We start from the raw sequence: 19383 nt of genomic DNA on the forward strand, positions 1-19383 counted from the left end.
GGCCGGACGGCAGTGCGCGCCGTCCGGCCGCCGCGCCGTGTGCTGTGCCGCCTGCTGTGCCGTGTGCTGGCCCCGGTTGCCCCGCGCCGCCCGCTTCCCGCGCGCAGGCGCCCGGGAAGCGGCGGGCAGGCCACCACGAAGCGGCCCGCCCCCGCGGAGGGGCGCCTACAGAAAGGCCCCGGACGGGATGTACGGCGACGGCGGCCGCATCCCGCGCACACAGACGAACCCCTCGGCACGCAGCGCGAGTCCCGCGTCGAGCCCGACGTCCACGGCCCACTGCTGTGCGGCCGTGACGTCCTGGATCTCGGCGGTGACGCCCTCGTCCAGGCCGAGCAGCGCGGCCGTCAGCACCCGGGTGGCGAGCCGGCGCGAGGTGGCGGCGAGCGTCTCGACGGTGCCGTCCTCGCGGAAGTAGCAGTAGCCGCTGCCGGCCAGGTCGTCCGCGACGACCAGCCGGCAGCGGCGCATCAGGAACGCGTGGTCGGGGCCGTGCGCCCCGCCGCGCAGCCGCCGGTCGACGGAGTCGAGCAGATCGCGGTCGCGCGGCGTCCCCGCGACGACGGGGCCGTCCGGCGCGGGCAGCCGCGCGCGGTCGACGACGCCGCGCATCCGGATCGTCGGGTGCAGCTCGAAGCCCGCCCGCCGGTAGGAGCGCGCGGCGGCCGGGTGCCGCGAGCAGCAGATGAGGCCGCGCAGACAGCCCCGGCCGTACTCCAGCGTCCGCTGGAGCAGCGCGCCGCCCACGCCCTTGCCCTGGGCGCCGGGCAGCACGACGAGCAGCGCCAGCCCCCAGGTGCCCTCGCGGATGTGCGACTGGGCGGCCCCGACGGCGTTGCCCGGCCCGTCCTCGGCGATCCAGCTCCCGGCCGGGTCGGTGCCCGCCAGGTGCCGGAACTTCTCCCGGAACCGGGCCGCGCGCTCGGCGGAGGGCGGGCCCTGCGGCGGCTCGCCCTTGAGCGTGTGCGAGTCGCCGAACGAGGCCGTCGCCAGCGCGTGCACGGTCTCCGCGTCTTCTTCGGTGTCCCTGGCGGGTCGCAGCAGCATCCGCGCAGGCTACGGCAGCGCCAGCATCCGCTCCAGGGCGATTTCGGCGTAGCGGGCGGTCTCCGCGTCGACCTCGATGCGGTTGACGACCTTGCCGTCGACGAGGGACTCCAGGGCCCACACCAGATGCGGCAGATCGATCCGGTTCATGGTCGAGCAGAAGCAGACCGTCCGGTCCAGGAAGACGATCTCCTTGTCCTCGGCGGCGAACCGGTCGGCCAGCCGGCGCACCAGGTTCAGCTCGGTGCCGATCGCCCACTTCGAACCGGCAGGGGCCGCCTCCAGCGCCTTGATGATGTACTCCGTCGAGCCCACCTGGTCGGCCGCCGCGACGACGTCGTACCGGCACTCGGGGTGGACGAGCACGGTGACGCCGGGGATCCGCTCGCGCACCTCCCGCACGGAGTCCAGCGAGAACCGCCCGTGCACGGAGCAGTGCCCGCGCCAAAGGATCATCCGGGCGTCGCGCAGCTGCCCGGCCGTGAGCCCGCCGCCCGGCTTGTGCGGGTTGTAGACGACGCAGTCCTCCCGGCTCAGGCCGAGTTCGCGTACGGCGGTGTTGCGCCCCAGGTGCTGGTCGGGCAGGAACAGCACCTTCTCGCCCTGCTGGAAGGCCCACTCCAGCGCGCGCCGGGCGTTGGAGGAGGTGCAGATGGTGCCGCCGTGCCGGCCGGTGAACGCCTTGATGTCGGCCGAGGAGTTCATGTACGAGACGGGCACCGTCGTCTCCGCGATCCCGGCCTCGGTGAGCACGTCCCAGCACTCGGCGACCTGTTCGGCGGCCGCCATGTCGGCCATGGAGCAGCCGGCGGCCAGATCCGGCAGGACGACCTGCTGGCTGTCGGCGGTGAGGATGTCGGCGGACTCGGCCATGAAGTGCACGCCGCAGAAGACGATGTACTCCGCACCGGGCCGGGCCGCCGCCTCCCGGGCGAGCTTGAAGGAGTCCCCGGTCACGTCGGCGAACTCGATGACCTCGTCGCGCTGGTAGTGGTGCCCCAGCACGAAGACGCGCTCGCCCAGCTTCTCCTTGGCGGCGCGGGCGCGGGCGACGAGGCCGGGGTCGGAGGGAGCGGGCAGATCGCCGGGGCACTCGACTCCGCGTTCGCTCCGGGGGTCGGCCTCGCGGCCGAGCAGAAGCAGCGCGAGCGGGGTCGGCTGCACATCCAGCGGCTGGGCGGTACTCACGGGACCAACCCTTTCTGTAGCGGTAGCGAGGGCGGGTGCGCGGAGATTCCGGGCTCCCTTCTCGTCTAACTGACGCTATGTATCATACCGGCTTCACGTCACCTTGACGATGCCCATTGCGTCGATGTGACGCATTCCCAGCCGCTGAAGCGGTGTGCGAGCATGAAGTAGCCACTCCTGGAATGAATCCGGGAAGCCGTCGGTTGTCGCTGACGGCAAGAGAGCAATCCGTACGAACCCGGGAGAGAAGCAGATGTCCGTTTCGGACGAGACCGCTGTGAGCGAGGGCATCATCCTGTCCGACGCCGCCACCGCGAAGGTCAAGAGCCTGCTGGAGCAGGAGGGCCGCGACGACCTGGCGCTGCGCGTCGCCGTCCAGCCGGGCGGCTGCTCGGGCCTGCGGTACCAGCTCTTCTTCGACGAGCGCTCGCTCGACGGCGATGTGGTCAAGGACTTCGACGGCGTCAAGGTCGTCACCGACCGGATGAGCGCCCCCTACCTCGGCGGCGCCTCCATCGACTTCGTCGACACCATCGAGAAGCAGGGCTTCACGATCGACAACCCGAACGCCACCGGCTCCTGTGCCTGCGGCGACTCCTTCAACTGACCCGGGTGCGCCCGGTCCTGCCGCGTACGGGCGGCGGGAGCGTCAGAGCATGACGAGGGCGGCGGACTCCCCCCCCCCACGGGAGCCCGCCGCCCTCGTCTCGTTCCCGTCCTCCCCGGCCCGCGGCGCGGGCCGGGCGTCTCACTTGCGCGGCAGCCGGTCACCGTCGCGCTGGTCGACGACCTTGCGGCCGCCCAGCGCCTTCTCCAGCTCCACCTTCGCGGTCTGCCGCTTCGCGATCTTCACACAGACCCGGCCGCCGTCCTTGTCCTTCGGCTCGGCCGTGACCCGCACCTTCACCGAGGAGCCGGACTCGTCGGCCTTCGCGTGGTACGTCGAGCACACCCCGCCCCAGAAGTGCAGCGTGAGCGTGCGCCCGTCCGCCGAGTACGCCTCGACCGCCTGCGGCCCGGACTGCCGGCCCCCGGCGCCCACATCGCCCTTCGGCGGCGCACCGGGCGCCGAGTGGCCGGGCGGCTGCGAACCGGGCTGCTCCCCGGGTGCCGTGCCCGAGCCGTCGCCCCGGGGCGCGGCCAGGAACTTCGGCTCCACCGCGGGATGTGTCACCTGGGAGTCCCCACCGCCGCCCGGCCGCTGCACCTGGTAGATCCAGGCCGGCACCAGCACCGGCTTGCCCTTCGAACGCTCCAGCGACAGCCCGAACGTGGCGTCGCTCACCTCCGCCGGGCCGGTGCGGCCGTCGCCGTCGCCGCGGCTCCCGTCACCGCCCTTGCCGTCGCTCCCCGGGTCCGGCTCCGCGGTCGCTTTGTCGACCTTCGCGGCCGTGTCCCCGGCAGCCGGGCCACCGGCCGTCTGCGGTGCCGGGCCGCCGCCCCCGTCCACGCGCATGCCACCGCCCTGCGACCGGCTCGCCGTGTTCAGCCGGTCCAGCGTCGCGCTCGCGCTCAGCACCGGATACGCGGCACCCTTCGCCGTCTCGCTCCAACTGCCCTGCGCCCGCGTGATGTTCCCGTCCGGGCCGACGACGAAGCTGCTGTCCCAGCCGTGCGTGGGCAGCCCCGCCACCTTCGGTGTGACCGTGACCGTGCGGGTGCCGCCGACCGTCGCTCCGGCCTTCAGCCCGGCGTCCTTCATGCCCAGCGTCTCCAGGACGGGACGCACCGCGTCCTTCGCCTTCCCGGCGGAGACCGGCTCGCCGTCCGGCGCCGGATCGCCCCCGTCCCCGGCCGTCAGCGGCACATCCGTACCGTCGACGTACGCCCACGCGCCGCCGGCCGAGCCGCGGTCGGCGGTCAGCCTCGGGCTCTTGTCCGACCCGCCGGAGACCGACCAGCGCCCCTTCTCCTTGCGCACGGCGCCCTCCACCTTCAGGGCCTTCGCCAGCCGCGCCACCTCGTCCTTGCGCACGTCGTGCCCCACCCGGTGCACCGCGGCCCGCTCCGGCCCGTCCGGCAGCGAGCCGGTGGCCCGGTAGCGGCGCGGGCCCTCCGCGTCGCCGGGGGCGCTCGCGCTGCCGTCACCGGCGCGGGCGGCGGCGCCGTCCAGGGTCAGCTTCGGGGGCCGGCTGCCGGAGCCCGCGCCGTCGTCGTCCGACGAGCCCGTCGCGGCCCAGTACGCACCGCCGCCGCCCGCCACCAGGACGGCGGCCGCCACGGCGACGACGGGCAGCTGACGCCGGCCGCGCCGGGGCACGGGCCGGTCCTCGGAATCGGGGGACTGGTCTGTACTCACCGGATACTCCTTCGGCTCCGCGTCCAAGAGGTCCATCCCCCACGGGGGGAACGGCAGTTGGACGGTGCGGGCAAGCGGGCGGTTCCCTTCCGTTCCGCAACAGGGTCCGGGCGCCGCCGCCGGCCCCGGCCCCGCTGCCGTCCGGGGCGCCGGACGACCGGACCGCGGACTCGTGTTCGCTACCGAAAAGCCTGGTTTTTCTTGCGGGAACCCCGTGCGAGCCCCGGCGACCTGCCCCGGAAAGCCCTGGAATGCGACGGTTCCGTCCTGTTCGGGTCCGCGCCCCCAGCGGGTAGCGTTACTGGGGCCTCGCCCGTTCGCAGTTGCGGACGGGCGGTATCCCGTTGTCTCTCAGGAGCAGATTTCGTCGTGCGTATCGCAGTGAGCGGTTCCATCGCAAACGACCACCTGATGACCTTCCCGGGGCGCTTCTCCGACCAGCTGGTCGCCGACCAGCTGCACACGGTCTCGCTCTCCTTCCTCGTCGACACCCTCGACATCCGCCGCGGCGGCGTCGGGGCGAACATCGCGTTCGGCATGGGTCAGCTCGGAGCCCGGCCGATCCTGGTCGGCGCGGCAGGGGAGGACTTCGAGGAGTACCGCGTCTGGCTCGAACGCCACGGCGTGGACACGGAGTCGGTCCGCATCTCCGAACACCTGCACACCGCCCGCTTCACCTGCACAACGGACGCGGACCACAACCAGATCGGCTCCTTCTACACGGGTGCCATGAGCGAGGCGCGGCTCATCGAGATCCAGCACGTCGTCGACCGCGTCGGCCCGCTGGACCTGCTGGTGATCAGCGCCGACGACCCCGAGGGGATGATCCGCCACACCGAGGAGTGCCGCACCCGCGGCATCCCCTTCGCGGCGGACTACTCGCAGCAGATCGCACGCATGGACGGCGAGGGCATCCGCGAGCTGACCGAGGGCGCCACCTACCTGTTCTCGAACGAGTACGAGAAGGAGCTCATCGAGAGCAAGACCGGCTGGAGCGACGAGGAGGTCCTCCAGAAGGTCGGCACCCGCGTCACCACGCTCGGCAAGCGCGGCGCCCGGATCGACCGCGCCGGCCACGACCCCATCCACGTCGACTGCCCGGAGGAGCGCACCAAGGCCGAACCGACCGGCGTCGGCGACGCCTTCCGCGCCGGCTTCCTCTCCGGCCTCAGCTGGGGCGTCGGCCTGGAGCGCGCCGCGCAGACCGGCTGCATGCTGGCGACCCTCGTCATCGAGACCGTCGGCACCCAGGAGTACGAGCTGGCCCGGGTTCATTTCCTGGAGCGCTTCACCAAGGCGTACGGCCACGACGCCGCCGCCGAGATCCGCCCCCACCTGCCCTGACCCGCGGCGAGCGTTCCGGTGCCGGGCGGACGAGGCTCCGCCCGGCACCCGGCCCCTCAGGCCCCGGCCACCCGGCGCACCCGGTAGGACTCCCCGTCCCTGCCCTCGAACGTGTTTCCGGTCATCTCGCACCAGGCGGGAATGTCCAGCGCGGCGGCCTCGTCGTCCGCCAGCACCGTGACGACACCGCCCTCCGGCAGCCGCCCGACCACCTTCGCCAGCTCGATCACCGGCACCGGGCACCGCTTGCCCCGCGCGTCCACGGTCACCTCGCCCCCGGCCGCGCCGCCCGTGCCGCCCCCGCCGCCGAGGGTCATCCCGCCGCCCGCTGCGCCCCCGGCGTCCGCCCGCACCCCGGGCACCCGGCCGCGCACCGAGGCGACCGCCTCCGGCAGCCGCTGGAGGAACCGCTCGACGTCCGCCTCCTCGGTCCCCGGCGGCAGCGACACCCGCACATTGCCCTCGGACAGGACACCCATCGCACGCAGCACATGGCTCGGCGTCAGCGTGCTGGACGTGCACGACGACCCGGACGAGACGGAGAACCCGGCCGCGTCCAGCGCGTGCAGCAGCGCCTCCCCGTCGACATAGAGACAGGAGAAGGTCACCAGATGCGGCAGCCGCCGCTCCGGATCACCCACCACCTCGGCGTCCGGCACCAGCTCCGGCACCCGCGCCCGGATCAGCGCCGTCAGCTCCCGCAGCCGCGCCGTCTCGGCGTCGGCCTCGGCCCGTACGGCCCGCAGCGAGGCGGCGGCCGCCACGATGCCCGGAATGTTCTCGAAGCCCGGAGCCCGGCCCGACTCCCGCTCGTCCACCGGCCCCTGCGGCGCGAACCGTGTCCCCTTCCGGACCACGAGCAGCCCCACGCCACCCGGCCCGCCCCATTTGTGCGCACTCCCGGCCAGCAGCGACCAGCTGCCCGGCACCGGCCCCCACGGCAGCGACTGCGCCGCGTCCACCAGCAGCGGAACCCCGGCCTCCGCACACGCGTCCGCCACCTCCTCGACGGGCTGGACGGTGCCCACCTCGTGATTGGCCGACTGCAAACAGGCCAGCCCGGCCGCACCACCTGCGGCGGCCCCGGCGCCCTCGGCGCCCCCGGTGGCCCCGGCGCCCCCGGCACCCGTGCTCCCCGCCCCCACCGCCTCGGCGAACTCCCGCGGATCGACCCGCCCGGCCCGGTCCACGCCCACCTGCCGGACGGACCCGCCGATCCGCTCGTGCGCCTCCGCCGCGTGCAGCACGGCCGAGTGTTCGACGGCCGCGACGACCAGCCGGCGGCCCACCCGGCGCCGCCCCGCCAGCGCCCCCGCCACCCCGGAGTGCAGCGCATGGGTACCCGAAGGAGTGAAGTGCAGCTCGTCGGGCCGGCAGCCCACCGCCTCGGCGGCGCTCTCCCGCGCGGCGTCCAGCAGCATCCGCGCGCGGCGCCCCTCCCGGTGCGGCCGGCCCGGATCGGCCCACCCCTCGTCCAGCGCGGCCAGCAACGCCTGCCGTGCGACGGGATGGAGAGGCAGAGAAGAAGCGGCATCGAAGTAGGACACGCCGGAACGCTACCCGCGCGGCCCCCCGGGAGCGCCCCGACGGGCCACCCGAAGCGCCCCGCGGAGGCATCCGCCGGGGCGTCAGATGCGCGATGCCGAGGCGCACTCCACCCCAATGGGGTGCGACGCGGCGCGTTACGCCCCCTCCCCGCGCGACCCCAAATGGCGTCGGCTAGGGTTTGGTCCGCATAAACATCCAAACCCCTGCCCGCGCCAGGGCCGGCGCCCGACCACGTAAGAGGGCCGCGCCCGAACCGACGCGGGCGAGACTCTCGGGAAGGCGCTACGTGAGTCCCAACGGCTCCGACCGCTCGTCGCGGCGCCCGATGCGGCGGAAGCTGCAGCAGGCGCTGGCCGCGGGCCTGGTCCTGGCGACCGCGACCGGTTGCACATCAAAGGACTTCCCCCGCCTCGGAATGCCCACCCCGGTAACGGACGAGGCGCCGCGGATCCTCTCCCTGTGGCAGGGCTCCTGGGTGGCCGCCCTCGCCGTGGGCGTGTTGGTCTGGGGCCTGATCATCTGGAGCGTCATCTTCCACCGGCGCTCCAGGACCAAGATCGAGGTCCCGCGGCAGACCCGGTACAACATGCCCATCGAGGCGCTCTACACGGTCGTCCCCATCATCATCATCGCGGTGCTGTTCTACTTCACCGCGCGGGACGAGACCAAGCTCATGGCGACCTCGAAGAAGCCCACCCATGTCGTCAACGTCGTCGGTTACCAGTGGAGCTGGGGCTTCAACTACATCGAGGACGTCGACGGCGACCCCAAGACCGACGCCAAGTCCACCGGCACCCAGGGCAATCTCTCGGCCATCCCCGACCGGATGGCGAAGGGCTTCCCCGAGGGCGCCGAGGGCGTGCACGAGGTCGGTACCCCCGGTGAGCGGAATCCGCAGAACAACAACCCGGGCCCGACCCTGTGGCTGCCGAAGGGCGAGAAGGTCCAGTTCATCCTGACCTCTCGTGACGTCATCCACTCGTTCTGGGTTCTGCCGTTCCTGATGAAGCAGGACGTCATCCCGGGCCATGTCAACCGCTTCGAGGTGACCCCCAACAAGGAGGGCACCTTCAGGGGCAAGTGTGCCGAGCTGTGCGGCGTCGACCACTCCCGGATGCTCTTCAACGTGAAGGTCGTCTCCCCGGAGCGCTACCAGAAGCACCTGGAGGACCTGGCGAAGAAGGACCAGACCGGCTACATCCCGGCGGGTACCGCCTCTACGGGCGGCGCCAAGAATGCGGAGACGAATAACCCGTGAGCATCCTCAACGAACCCCAGGGTGCCGCCGCCACGGCCGAGGCAGCAGCACCGCCTGAACGCCGAAAGCAACCAGGCAACGTCGTGGTCAAGTGGCTGACGACCACCGACCACAAGACGATCGGCACCCTCTACCTGGTCACGTCGTTCGTGTTCTTCTGCATCGGCGGCGTCATGGCGCTCTTCATGCGCGCCGAACTGGCCCGTCCCGGCACGCAGATCATGTCGAACGAGCAGTTCAACCAGGCGTTCACCATGCACGGCACGATCATGCTGCTGATGTTCGCCACCCCGCTCTTCAGCGGGTTCGCGAACTGGATCATGCCGCTCCAGATCGGCGCCCCCGACGTGGCGTTCCCCCGGCTGAACATGCTGGCGTACTGGCTGTACCTCTTCGGCTCGGTCATCGCCGTCGGAGGCTTCCTCACCCCGCAGGGCGCCGCCGACTTCGGCTGGTTCGCCTACTCGCCGCTGTCGGACGCCGTCCGCTCGCCGGGCGTCGGCGCCGACCTGTGGATCATGGGTCTGGCCCTCTCGGGCTTCGGTACCATCCTCGGCTCGGTCAACTTCATCACCACCATCATCTGCATGCGCGCCCCCGGCATGACGATGTTCCGGATGCCGATCTTCACCTGGAACGTGCTGCTGACCGGTGTGCTGGTCCTGCTGGCCTTCCCGGTGCTCGCCGCCGCGCTGTTCGCCCTGGAGGCGGACCGTAAATTCGGGGCGCATGTATTCGACGCGGCCAATGGCGGCGCGTTGCTCTGGCAGCATTTGTTCTGGTTCTTCGGGCATCCAGAGGTCTACATCATCGCGTTGCCGTTCTTCGGCATCGTTTCCGAGGTCATCCCGGTCTTCAGCCGCAAGCCGATGTTCGGTTACATCGGTCTGATCGGCGCCACGATTTCCATCGCGGGTCTGTCGGTGACGGTCTGGGCGCACCACATGTACGTCACAGGCGGCGTGTTGTTGCCCTTCTTCTCCTTCATGACATTCCTGATCGCGGTGCCGACAGGTGTGAAGTTCTTCAACTGGATCGGCACGATGTGGAAGGGCTCGTTGTCGTTCGAGACACCGATGCTCTGGACGGTCGGGTTCCTGATCACCTTCCTCTTCGGTGGTCTCACCGGCGTCATCCTGGCCTCGCCGCCGATGGACTTCCACGTCTCCGATTCGTACTTCGTCGTGGCGCACTTCCACTACGTGGTCTTCGGCACCGTCGTGTTCGCGATGTTCGCCGGATTCCATTTCTGGTGGCCCAAGTTCACCGGCAAGATGCTCGACGAGCGCCTCGGCAAGATCACCTTCTGGACGCTGTTCGTCGGCTTCCACGGCACGTTCCTCGTCCAGCACTGGCTGGGTGCCGAGGGCATGCCGCGCCGGTACGCCGACTACCTGGCGGCCGACGGGTTCACCGCGCTGAACACCATCTCGACGATCAGCTCGTTCCTGCTGGGTCTGTCTCTCCTGCCGTTCTTCTACAACGTCTGGAAGACCCACAAGTACGGCAAGAAGATCGAGGTGGACGACCCGTGGGGCTACGGCCGTTCGCTGGAGTGGGCGACGTCCTGCCCGCCGCCGCGGCACAACTTCCTCACCCTGCCGCGGATCCGTTCCGAATCCCCGGCGTTCGACCTGCACCACCCGGAGATCTCCGCGCTGGACGAGCTGGAGAACGTCGACCACGGTGACAAGGCGCTGGCCGGCAGCAAGGAGGCCGGGAAGTGAAGATCCAGGGCAAGATGTTCCTGTGGCTGTCGCTGTTCCTGCTGGCAGTCGCCATCACCTACGGCCTCTGGTCCAAGGAGCCCGTCGGCACCACCGGCCTCTTCCTCGCCTTCGGCCTGTCGATCATGATCGGCTACTACCTGGCGTTCACCGCGCGCCGGGTGGACACCGGGGCGCAGGACAACAAGGAGGCCGACGTCGCGGACGACGCCGGTGAGCTGGGCTTCTTCAGCCCGCACAGCTGGCAGCCCCTCGCGCTGGGGCTCGGCGGGGCCTTCGCCTTCATGGGCGTCGCGCTCGGCTGGTGGCTCGTGTACGTCTCCGCTCCGCTGCTGATCATCGGCCTCTGCGGATGGGTGTTCGAGTACTACCACGGCGAGAACCGCACACAGTGACGCGTCGGTCCGCATAACCCGCGACCAGCGCAAAAGCAAGGGTCGGCCCCCGGGACACACCGGGGGCCGACCCGTTTGTACGCGCCCGGCGGGCCCGAATTGACGATTATTCATATTTTGGGGCCATGAGTGACAGGCCGGACACTTTCCCCGCAGGGGGCTGCTCTGCCCCTGCTTCAGACCCCGTTTCCGCTTCCCTCCCCAGACCCCCAGCCGGAAGCCGCAAGCGGCGCTACGTCGTCACCTGCGCCTCGCTGCTCGCGCCCCTCACCGTCGGGCTCAGCGCGTGCAGCGGCAGCAGCGGCTCGGACCCCCTCGCCTCGGCGCCCTACGACGCCTCCGAGGCGGTGTCCGTGAACGCGCCGGCGGACAGCACCGACGTCGACCCCGAGAAGCCGCTGGAGGTCACGGCGGCCAGCGGCGAGGACACCCTCACGGACGTCTACGCGACGGACGCCGCCGGGCGGGTGCTCGCCGGTGAGCTGTCGGCGGACAGCAAGCGCTGGCACAGCACGAGCCCGCTGGCCGCCGGTGTGCGCTACACCGTCCAGGTCAGCACGGAGAACGACGACGGCGCCCCGGGCCGCCGCACGGTCCGCTTCGAGACCAAGCCCCAGGGCAAGAAGCTCAAGGTCGATCTCGGCCCGGACAACGGCACCTACGGCGTCGGACAACCGCTGACGGCCGAGCTGAGCCACCGCGTCAAGGGCAAGCGCCAGCGCGAACTGGTCGAGCGCGCCCTGAAGGTCGAGTCCCACCCCCGGGTGGAGGGCTCCTGGCACTGGGTGGACAGCAAGGAGCTGCACTTCCGCCCCAAGAGCTACTGGCCCGCCCACGCGTCGATCACCCTGCGCTCCAAGCTCAAGGGCCTGAAGATCCGTGACGGGCTCTACGGCGGCGACTCCCCGGCGGTCCGGATGAAGACCGGCGACCGGATCGTGGCCACGGCCGATGCCTCGTCGCACCAGATGAAGGTCGAACGCAACGGCAAGGTCGTCCGCACGGTGCCCATCACCACCGGCAAGTCGGGCTACGAGACCCGCAACGGCATCAAGGTCATCCTCACCAAGGAACCCTTCGTACGGATGACGAGCGCCAGCATCGGCGCCTCCGACTTCTACGATCTGCCGGTCCACTGGGCCACCCGGCTGACCAACAGCGGTGAGTACGTGCACGGCGCGCCCTGGTCGGTCGGCTCCCAGGGCGTCTCCAACACCAGCCACGGCTGTACGGGCATGAGCAGCGCGAACGCCCGCTGGTTCTTCGACAACGTCCGGCAGGGCGACATCGTCCAGCACGTCAACACCACGGGCGAGAAGATGGCGCCCTTCGGCAACGGCTTCGGCGACTGGAACATGCCCTGGAAGGAGTGGCGCAAGGGGAGCGCCGTGCACCAGGGCGAGCACGGCGGCTCGGGCCCCGCCGAGAGCGCACGGCTGCGCCCGCAGGTGTGAACGCGCGGGCGGAGGCTTGACGGGGGCCGCCGGGGCGGGGCCGGGGACGGCGCCGCACAGCCGAACGGGCCCGGGACGGCGATCCGTCCCGGGCCCGTCGAAGGCGTCCCGGACCATGTGGCGGGCCAGGCGCCGGGCCGGTGTGCGGACCGGTCGGCCGAGGCGCTGTGCGCCCGTGTGCGCCCGTGGTGCGGCCCGTGCCGAGGGGAGGGCGGCGGAGGGGCCGCCGGGCGCCCCGGGGGCGCGGCCGGCGGTCCGCCGGGGTGTCTCAGGCCCGCGCGAGGTCTCCGCGGGCCCCGGCCCGGAGGCGCAGGACGTCCGCGAGGGCCTCCGCCAGGGCCACCGGGTCGACGGGGTGCGCCACCGCGGCCTCGGCCCGGCTCCAGGTGGCCAGCCAGGCGTCCTGCGGGCGGCCGATGAGCAGCACGACGGGCGGGCACTCGTAGATCTCGTCCTTGATCTGGCGGCAGACGCCCATGCCGCCGGCCGGGGCGGTCTCCCCGTCGAGCACGCAGGCGTCCACGTGGCGCTCCTCCAGCGTCTTCAGCAGGACGGGGAGGGTGGCGCACTCCAGGTATTCCACGGCGGGGACGTCGGCGGCGGGCCGGCGGCCCCCGGCGAGCCGCACCTGCTCGCGTGTGGCGGCGTTGTCGCTGTAGACCAGCACGGTGGCGGTCGGCTGCATCGTTCCTCCGCTTGTCTTCGGGTGAACCGCTGTGGTCGGGGTCGAGTGCTGTCGTGCCGTGGCCCGGCCACGGGCGTGCCGCTCGGGATGCTACTCCCTCCGACGCACCGTCAACACCGGGCGGCGGCGCCGGATACGGGCCCGTGCGGGCTCCGTATGAGCAGGGCACACGCTGCTGACACACCGAACGGGACCCCCCGAAGTGAGGCCGGGATAAGCGACCGACATAATGTCGGTCGTGGCGACAGCAACAGCAGTAGAAACCGGGCACGCGCACCCGTCGGTCAACCGGCCGAACCTCACCAGCGTCGGAACCATCATTTGGCTGAGTTCCGAGCTGATGTTCTTCGCGGCCCTCTTCGCGATGTACTTCACCCTGCGGTCGGTGACAGGAGCCGAGTACTGGAAGGAGCACGCCGATGCGCTGAACCTTCCCTTCTCGGCGACGAACACCACGATCCTGGTGCTCTCTTCCCTCACTTGTCAGCTCGGCGTGTTCGCTGCCGAGCGCGGTGACGTGAAGAAGCTCCGGGCCTGGTTCATCGTCACCTTCGTGATGGGTGCCATCTTTATCGGCGGCCAGGTCTTCGAGTACACGGAGCTGGTCAAGGAGGGCACGTCGTTGTCCTCCAGCCCGTACGGGTCGGTGTTCTATCTGACCACCGGCTTCCACGGGCTCCATGTGACGGGCGGACTGATCGCATTCCTGTTCGTCCTGGGACGGACATATGCGGCCAAGCGGTTCACCCACCACCAGGCCACCGCAGCCATCGTCGTGTCCTACTACTGGCACTTCGTCGATGTCGTCTGGATCGGCCTCTTCGCCACGATCTACCTGATCAAGTAACGCGGTCAGGGCGCGGGCGGCTCCCGTCGTCCCGCGCGGCAGACGGAACACGTACAGCATCGACGCAGAAGATCCTGACACCGGGGTAATCCGTGAAAAAGCTCTCCGCACGACGGCGCCATCCGCTGGCGGCGCTCGTCGTTCTACTCTTCGCGCTGGCGGCCACCGGGGGGCTGTACACCGCGTTCGCTCCTGCCGAGAAGGCCAAGGCCGAGCAGGAGTCGAGTCAGTCCCTTGCCATCCAGGAGGGCAAGAAGCTCTACCAGGTCGGCTGCTCCAGCTGCCATGGGACCGGCGGCCAGGGGACCAGTGACGGTCCGAGCCTGGTCGGTGTCGGAGCCGCGGCGGTGGACTTCCAGGTAGGCACCGGCCGGATGCCCGCGCAGCAGCCGGGCGCCCAGGTGCCCCGGAAGAAGAAGATCTACAGCCAGGACGAGATCAACCAGCTCGCGGCGTACGTCGCCTCGCTGGGCAGCGGCCCGAGCCAGCCCACCAAGAAGCAGTACGACCCGAGCGGCTCCGACGTGGCCCGCGGTGGTGAGCTTTTCCGTACGAACTGCGCCCAGTGCCACAACTTCACCGGTGAAGGCGGCGCGCTCACGCACGGGAAGTTCGCTCCCGACCTCGGCGACGTCGACCCGAAGCACATCTACGAGGCCATGCAGACCGGCCCCCAGAACATGCCGTCCTTCACCGACGGGGCGCTGCCCGAGAAGGACAAGAAGGACATCGTCGCCTACGTGAAGCAGGTGAACAGCGACAAGTCCGAGAGCCCCGGTGGGTTCAAGCTCGGCGGCTTCGGCCCCGTCAGCGAGGGCATGTTCGCCTGGATCTTCGGCCTCGGCGCGATGATCGGCGTCGCTGTCTGGGTCGCCGCTCGGACCGCAAAGGCCAAGAAGTCATGAGTAGCGAGACTGGACCAGACGAGAACGTGTCAGACGAGAACCTGCCCAGTGAGCAGGAGAAGGCACATGGCGAGGTGACGGGGCAGGACAACCCGTTCGCCGACCCCGGGGTGCCCCCCCATGAGCACCGCATCCAGGACATCGACGAGCGGGCCGCCAAGCGCAGCGAGCGCACCGTGGCGTTCCTGTTCACGCTGTCCATGCTGGCCACGGTGGGCTTCATCGCCTCCTACGTGGCCTTCCCGGTCGACAAGATCATCTATGTCTGGCCGCTCGGGCACGTCAGCGCGCTGAACCTGTCGCTCGGCCTCACGCTGGGCGTCGCCCTGTTCTGCATCGGCGCCGGCGCCGTCCACTGGGCGCGCACGCTGATGTCGGACGAGGAGATGGTCGACGAGCGGCACCCGGTCGCCGCCGAGCCGGCGGTCCGCGAGAAGGTCATCTCGGACTTCAAGCAGGGTGCCAAGGAGTCGGCCCTCGGCCGCCGCAAGCTGATCCGCAACACGATGTTCGGAGCCGTGGCCCTGGTGCCGCTCTCCGGCGTCGTCCTGCTGCGCGACCTCGGTCCGCTGCCGGAGGACAAGCTACGGCACACGGCCTGGTCCAAGGGCAAGCTGCTGGTCAACGAGAACACCAACCAGCCGCTGCGTCCCGAGGACATCGCCGTCGGGTCCCTGGCCTTCGCCCGGCCCGAGGGGCTGGACCACGAGGACGAGGACTTCAACAACGAGATCGCCAAGGCTGCCCTGATGCTCGTCCGGCTGGAGCCGAAGGACATCAAGGACAAGCGCGAGCTGGACTGGTCGCACGAGGGCATCGTCGCGTTCTCGAAGATCTGCACCCACGTCGGCTGCCCCGTCAGCCTCTACGAGCAGCAGACGCATCACGTGCTGTGCCCGTGCCACCAGTCGACGTTCGACCTGTCGGACGGTGCGCGCGTGCTCTTCGGCCCCGCCGGCCACCCGCTGCCGCAGCTCAACATCAGCGTCAACAAGGACGGTTACCTCGAAGCGCTGGGCGACTTCGAGGAGCCCGTCGGTCCGGCCTTCTGGGAGCGCGGATGAGTACTGCAACCGAGACCCCGGGCAGCGCGGCTGCCGCGGGCAAGAAGAAGGCGCCCGCCGGGGAGCGGGTCGCCGACTGGGCCGACGGACGGCTGGGGATCTACAGCCTCGCCAAGGCCAACATGCGCAAGATCTTCCCGGACCACTGGTCCTTCATGCTGGGTGAGGTCGCGCTCTACAGCTTCATCATCATCATCCTGACCGGTGTCTATCTGACGCTGTTCTTCCACCCCTCGATGGGGGAGATCGAGTACCACGGCGCCTACACGCCGATGCACGGTGTGCGGATGTCCGAGGCGTACGCCTCGACGCTGGACATCAGCTTCGACGTGCGCGGTGGTCTGCTCGTGCGGCAGATCCACCACTGGGCGGCGCTGATCTTCCTCGCGGCGATGTTCGTGCACATGATGCGCGTCTTCTTCACCGGCGCGTTCCGCAAGCCGCGCGAGGTCAACTGGGTCTTCGGCTTCCTGCTGTTCGTCCTGGGCATGTTCACCGGCTTCACCGGTTACTCGCTGCCGGACGACCTGCTGTCGGGTACCGGTATCCGGTTCATGGAGGGCGCGATCCTGTCGGTGCCGATCGTCGGCACCTACATCTCGATGTTCCTGTTCGGTGGGGAGTTCCCCGGCCACGACTTCATCGGCCGGTTCTACTCCGCGCACATCCTGCTGCTGCCGGGCATCATGCTCGGCCTGCTGGTGGCCCACCTGATCCTGGTCTTCTACCACAAGCACACGCAGTTCGCGGGGCCCGGACGGACCAACAAGAACGTCGTCGGCATGCCGCTGCTGCCGGTCTACATGGCGAAGGCGGGAGGCTTCTTCTTCCTGGTCTTCGGTGTGATCGCGGCCGTCTCCGCGATGTTCACGATCAACCCGATCTGGAACATCGGCCCGTACCGGCCCGACCAGGTGTCGACCAACGCGCAGCCCGACTGGTACATGGGCTTCTCCGAGGGCCTGATCCGGGTGATGCCCGGCTGGGAGATCAACCTGTGGGGGCACACGCTGGTGCTCGGCGTGGCCATCCCGCTGATCGTCATCTTCCCGCTGGTGCTGGTCTCGATCGCGATGTACCCGTTCATCGAGTCGTGGGTGACGGGCGACAAGCGCGAGCACCACATCGCGGACCGGCCGCGCAACGCGCCCACCAGGACCGGTGTCGGCGCCGCCTGGATCGCCTGGTACTTCGTGCTCCTCGTGGGCGGCGGCAACGACCTGTGGGCCACGCACTTCCATCTGTCGATCAACGCGATCACGTGGTTCGTGCGCATCGCCTTCTTCGTCGTACCGGTGATCGTCTTCATCATCACCAAGCGGATCTGCCTCGGCCTCCAGCGCCGGGACCGCGACAAGGTGCTGCACGGCCGGGAGACCGGCACCATCAAGCGGCTGCCGCACGGTGAGTTCGTCGAGATCCACGAGCCGCTCTCCCAGGAGCAGCTGCACACGCTCACGGCGCACGAGCAGTACAAGCCGGTGGAGCTGGGCGAGGAGACCGACGAGAACGGTGTCCAGCGCAAGATCACGCGCTCGCAGAAGATGCGGGCCAAGCTCTCGAAGGGCTACTTCAGCGAGAACGGGCAGATCCCCAAGCCCACCGCCGAGGAGTACCGCGAGATCGAGAGCGGCCACGGCCACCACTGACCGGAGGTATCGCAGCTGGACAGCTGAATCGCCACGCAACGAAGGGCCCGCGGAACAGTCCGCGGGCCCTTCCGCGTGCTGCGGGGCGATGGGCCGGACGGCCGGGCCGTCGCGCTCGATAGGGTGGGGCGATCGATTCGGACGACTGCCAGGAAGTGGTTCCCATGAGCGCTGCGACCCCCGCCGGAGGCGACACCGTGGCGGCGCGTTCCTGGCCGGACGTGCTGAGCGCGCTGCTCGCCGGACAGGACCTCTCCGCCGACGCCACCGCCTGGGCGATGGACCGGATCATGCGGGGGGAGGCCAGCGACGCGCAGATCGCGGGCTTCGCCGTCGCGCTGCGGGCCAAGGGCGAGACGGTGCAGGAGATCACCGGGCTCGTGGCGGCGATGTACGAGCACGCGCACGTCATCGACGTGCCCGGGCCGGCCGTCGACATCGTCGGGACCGGCGGGGACCGGGCCAAGACGGTCAACATCTCCACGATGTCCTCGATCGTCGTCGCCGGGGCGGGGCTGAAGGTCGTCAAGCACGGCAACCGGGCCTCGTCCAGCGCGAGCGGGGCCTCGGACGTGCTCGGAAAGCTCGGTGTGGACCTGGAGTTGACGCCGCGGCGGGTCGTGGAGGTCGCGTCGGAGGCCGGTATCACGTTCTGCTTCGCGGTGCGGTTCCACCCGGCGCTGCGGCATGTGGCCGGCGCGCGGCGGGAGTTGGGCATCCCGACGTCGTTCAACTTCCTCGGCCCGCTGACCAACCCCGCCCGGGTGCGGGCGCAGGCGACCGGGGTGGCGGATGCGCGGATGGCGCCGATCATCGCCGGGGTGCTGGCGGCGCGGGGCTCGTCGGCGCTGGTGTTCCGCGGGGACGACGGGCTGGACGAGCTGACGACGACGGCGACGTCGACGGTGTGGGTCGTCCGGGACGGGAGCGTGCGCGAGGAGAGCTTCGACCCGCGGGACGTGGGCGTCGAGCTGGTGCCCGTGGAGGCGCTGCGGGGGGCCGACGCGGCCTACAACGCCGATGTGGCCCGGCGGTTGCTGGACGGTGAGCGGGGGCCCGTGCGGGACGCGGTGCTGCTGAACGCGGCCGCGGCGTTCGTGGCGGCGGCCCCCAGTGATGAGCCGCTGGCCGAGCAGATCGGTGCGGGGATGCGGCGGGCGGCCGAGTCCATCGACTCGGGGGCGGCGCGGGCCGCACTGGAGCGGTGGGTGGAGGCGAGCAACCGGCGGTGAGCCGGGCGGTGCGGCCGGGGCGCGGATGCCGTGCTCCGGCCGCACCGGGCCTTCGGGGCTGTGCTCCGGCCGGGTCCGACTCCCGGGTTGTGCTCCCGCCGGGGCGGGGCCGAACTGTGCTCCGTCTGATGCGGCGGGCGGGGCGGGTCGGGGACGCCGGGGTGGTCAGGGAGCGGGGTCAGCCCCTGTGGGCGGATTCCAGGGTGGCGATGTCGATCTTTTTCATGCCGAGCATGGCCCGCATGACGCGGGCGGACGCCGCCGGGTCCGGGTCGGCCAGCAGTTCGGTCAGCCGGCGCGGGGTGATCTGCCAGGACAGCCCGTACTTGTCCTTGAGCCAGCCGCACTGGACCTCCTGGCCGCCGTCGGCGGTCAGCTTCTCCCACAGGGTGTCGACCTCTCGCTGCGAGTCGCAGTTGACGATCAGCGAGACGGCCTCGGTGAACGGGAAGTCCGTCCCGCCGTTGAGCGCGAGGAACTCCTGGCCGGCCAGCTCGAAGGCGATCGTCACCACCGTTCCCGGTTCGCCGGGGCCCGCCTCGCCGTAGCGCTGGACGTCGGTGACGCGGGAGTCGTCGAAGAGCGGCAGATAGAAGTCGACCGCCTCCTCCGCCTCGTCCTTGAACCACAGGCAGGTGGTGATCTTCTGCCATTGCGGCATGGTGGTCTCCTCGGTGGGCGTGGTGCGTCGTCGAACGGACCGCTCGCGAGGGCGGGACTCATCGGCGGTTTCCAGCCTCG

Annotated in this window: 17 protein-coding genes; 11 read left to right on the forward strand and 6 right to left on the reverse strand. The window is 70.5% G+C overall.

Annotated features, from left to right (window positions below; genetic code table 11):
- Positions 1-165 precede the first annotated feature (165 nt).
- Positions 166-1047, reverse strand: coding sequence for a GNAT family N-acetyltransferase (locus SCA03_RS23525; protein WP_086815474.1), 882 nt, complete (start codon positions 1045-1047; stop codon positions 166-168).
- 9 nt (positions 1048-1056) lie between these two features.
- Positions 1057-2235, reverse strand: a complete 1179-nt coding sequence (gene nadA / locus SCA03_RS23530) for a quinolinate synthase NadA (RefSeq protein WP_086815475.1) — start codon at positions 2233-2235, stop codon at positions 1057-1059.
- 253 nt (positions 2236-2488) lie between these two features.
- Between nadA and SCA03_RS23535 the strand changes: the two genes are divergently transcribed.
- Positions 2489-2842, forward strand: a complete 354-nt coding sequence (locus SCA03_RS23535; protein WP_030881636.1) for a HesB/IscA family protein — start codon at positions 2489-2491, stop codon at positions 2840-2842.
- Between the two features lie 141 nt (positions 2843-2983).
- On the opposite strand, the gene SCA03_RS23540 is transcribed toward SCA03_RS23535, so the two are convergent.
- Entirely contained in the window at positions 2984-4534 is a 1551-nt protein-coding gene (locus SCA03_RS23540; RefSeq protein ID WP_230988871.1) for a hypothetical protein, read from the reverse strand.
- A 369-nt stretch (positions 4535-4903) separates the two neighbouring features.
- On the opposite strand from SCA03_RS23540, the gene SCA03_RS23545 reads away from it, so the two are divergent.
- Positions 4904-5878: a carbohydrate kinase family protein gene (locus SCA03_RS23545; RefSeq protein ID WP_030881640.1), complete on the forward strand. Its 975-nt coding sequence runs from the start codon at positions 4904-4906 to the stop codon at positions 5876-5878.
- A gap of 56 nt (positions 5879-5934) precedes the next feature.
- Here the strand turns inward: SCA03_RS23545 and SCA03_RS23550 are convergent, their stop codons facing one another.
- Positions 5935-7425, reverse strand: a complete 1491-nt coding sequence (locus tag SCA03_RS23550; protein ID WP_141275636.1) for a cysteine desulfurase/sulfurtransferase TusA family protein — start codon at positions 7423-7425, stop codon at positions 5935-5937.
- 287 nt (positions 7426-7712) lie between these two features.
- Here SCA03_RS23550 and ctaC point away from each other — a divergent pair, with 287 nt between their 5' ends.
- From ctaC to SCA03_RS23570, 4 genes are all read left to right on the forward strand, one after another.
- Complete coding sequence (ctaC, locus tag SCA03_RS23555) at positions 7713-8684, forward strand: aa3-type cytochrome oxidase subunit II (protein WP_030881649.1); 972 nt, start codon at positions 7713-7715, stop codon at positions 8682-8684.
- Positions 8681-10411, forward strand: a complete 1731-nt coding sequence (ctaD, locus tag SCA03_RS23560) for an aa3-type cytochrome oxidase subunit I (protein ID WP_030881652.1) — start codon at positions 8681-8683, stop codon at positions 10409-10411. The genes ctaC and ctaD overlap by 4 nt, the downstream gene beginning before the upstream one ends.
- A complete protein-coding gene (locus SCA03_RS23565; RefSeq protein WP_030881656.1) occupies positions 10408-10806 on the forward strand; it encodes a cytochrome c oxidase subunit 4 in 399 nt (132 codons plus the stop codon). The genes ctaD and SCA03_RS23565 overlap by 4 nt, the downstream gene beginning before the upstream one ends.
- A gap of 125 nt (positions 10807-10931) precedes the next feature.
- Positions 10932-12260 (forward strand): L,D-transpeptidase, encoded by a 1329-nt coding sequence (locus SCA03_RS23570; RefSeq protein WP_078873196.1) that lies wholly within the window; start codon positions 10932-10934, stop codon positions 12258-12260.
- A gap of 268 nt (positions 12261-12528) precedes the next feature.
- Here the strand turns inward: SCA03_RS23570 and SCA03_RS23575 are convergent, their stop codons facing one another.
- The gene (locus tag SCA03_RS23575) at positions 12529-12945 is read right to left on the reverse strand and encodes a hypothetical protein (protein ID WP_030881661.1); all 417 of its coding nucleotides are present in this window, start codon (positions 12943-12945) and stop codon (positions 12529-12531) included.
- Between the two features lie 229 nt (positions 12946-13174).
- On the opposite strand from SCA03_RS23575, the gene ctaE reads away from it, so the two are divergent.
- The 5 genes from ctaE to trpD all read left to right on the forward strand — a co-directional run bounded on the left by ctaE (position 13175) and on the right by trpD (position 18642).
- Entirely contained in the window at positions 13175-13792 is a 618-nt protein-coding gene (gene ctaE / locus SCA03_RS23580; RefSeq protein ID WP_030881664.1) for an aa3-type cytochrome oxidase subunit III, read from the forward strand.
- Positions 13793-13884: 92 nt separating this feature from the next.
- Positions 13885-14697 (forward strand): cytochrome bc1 complex diheme cytochrome c subunit, encoded by an 813-nt coding sequence (qcrC, locus tag SCA03_RS23585; protein ID WP_030887494.1) that lies wholly within the window; start codon positions 13885-13887, stop codon positions 14695-14697.
- Positions 14694-15761 (forward strand): cytochrome bc1 complex Rieske iron-sulfur subunit, encoded by a 1068-nt coding sequence (gene qcrA / locus SCA03_RS23590; RefSeq protein WP_086817938.1) that lies wholly within the window; start codon positions 14694-14696, stop codon positions 15759-15761. The genes qcrC and qcrA overlap by 4 nt, the downstream gene beginning before the upstream one ends.
- Positions 15758-17410 carry a cytochrome bc1 complex cytochrome b subunit gene (gene qcrB / locus SCA03_RS23595; protein ID WP_086817937.1) on the forward strand — a complete coding sequence of 551 codons (1653 nt, stop codon included), beginning with the start codon at positions 15758-15760 and terminating at the stop codon, positions 17408-17410. Before qcrA ends, qcrB begins: the two co-directional genes overlap by 4 nt.
- A gap of 164 nt (positions 17411-17574) precedes the next feature.
- Positions 17575-18642: an anthranilate phosphoribosyltransferase gene (trpD, locus tag SCA03_RS23600; protein WP_030881688.1), complete on the forward strand. Its 1068-nt coding sequence runs from the start codon at positions 17575-17577 to the stop codon at positions 18640-18642.
- Between the two features lie 178 nt (positions 18643-18820).
- On the opposite strand, the gene SCA03_RS23605 is transcribed toward trpD, so the two are convergent.
- Positions 18821-19303, reverse strand: a complete 483-nt coding sequence (locus SCA03_RS23605; RefSeq protein ID WP_086818365.1) for a VOC family protein — start codon at positions 19301-19303, stop codon at positions 18821-18823.
- Between the last annotated feature and the right edge of the window lie 80 nt (positions 19304-19383).

This window comes from Streptomyces cacaoi, assembly GCF_006539165.1.
In the GTDB taxonomy this organism is placed as follows: domain Bacteria; phylum Actinomycetota; class Actinomycetes; order Streptomycetales; family Streptomycetaceae; genus Streptomyces; species Streptomyces cacaoi.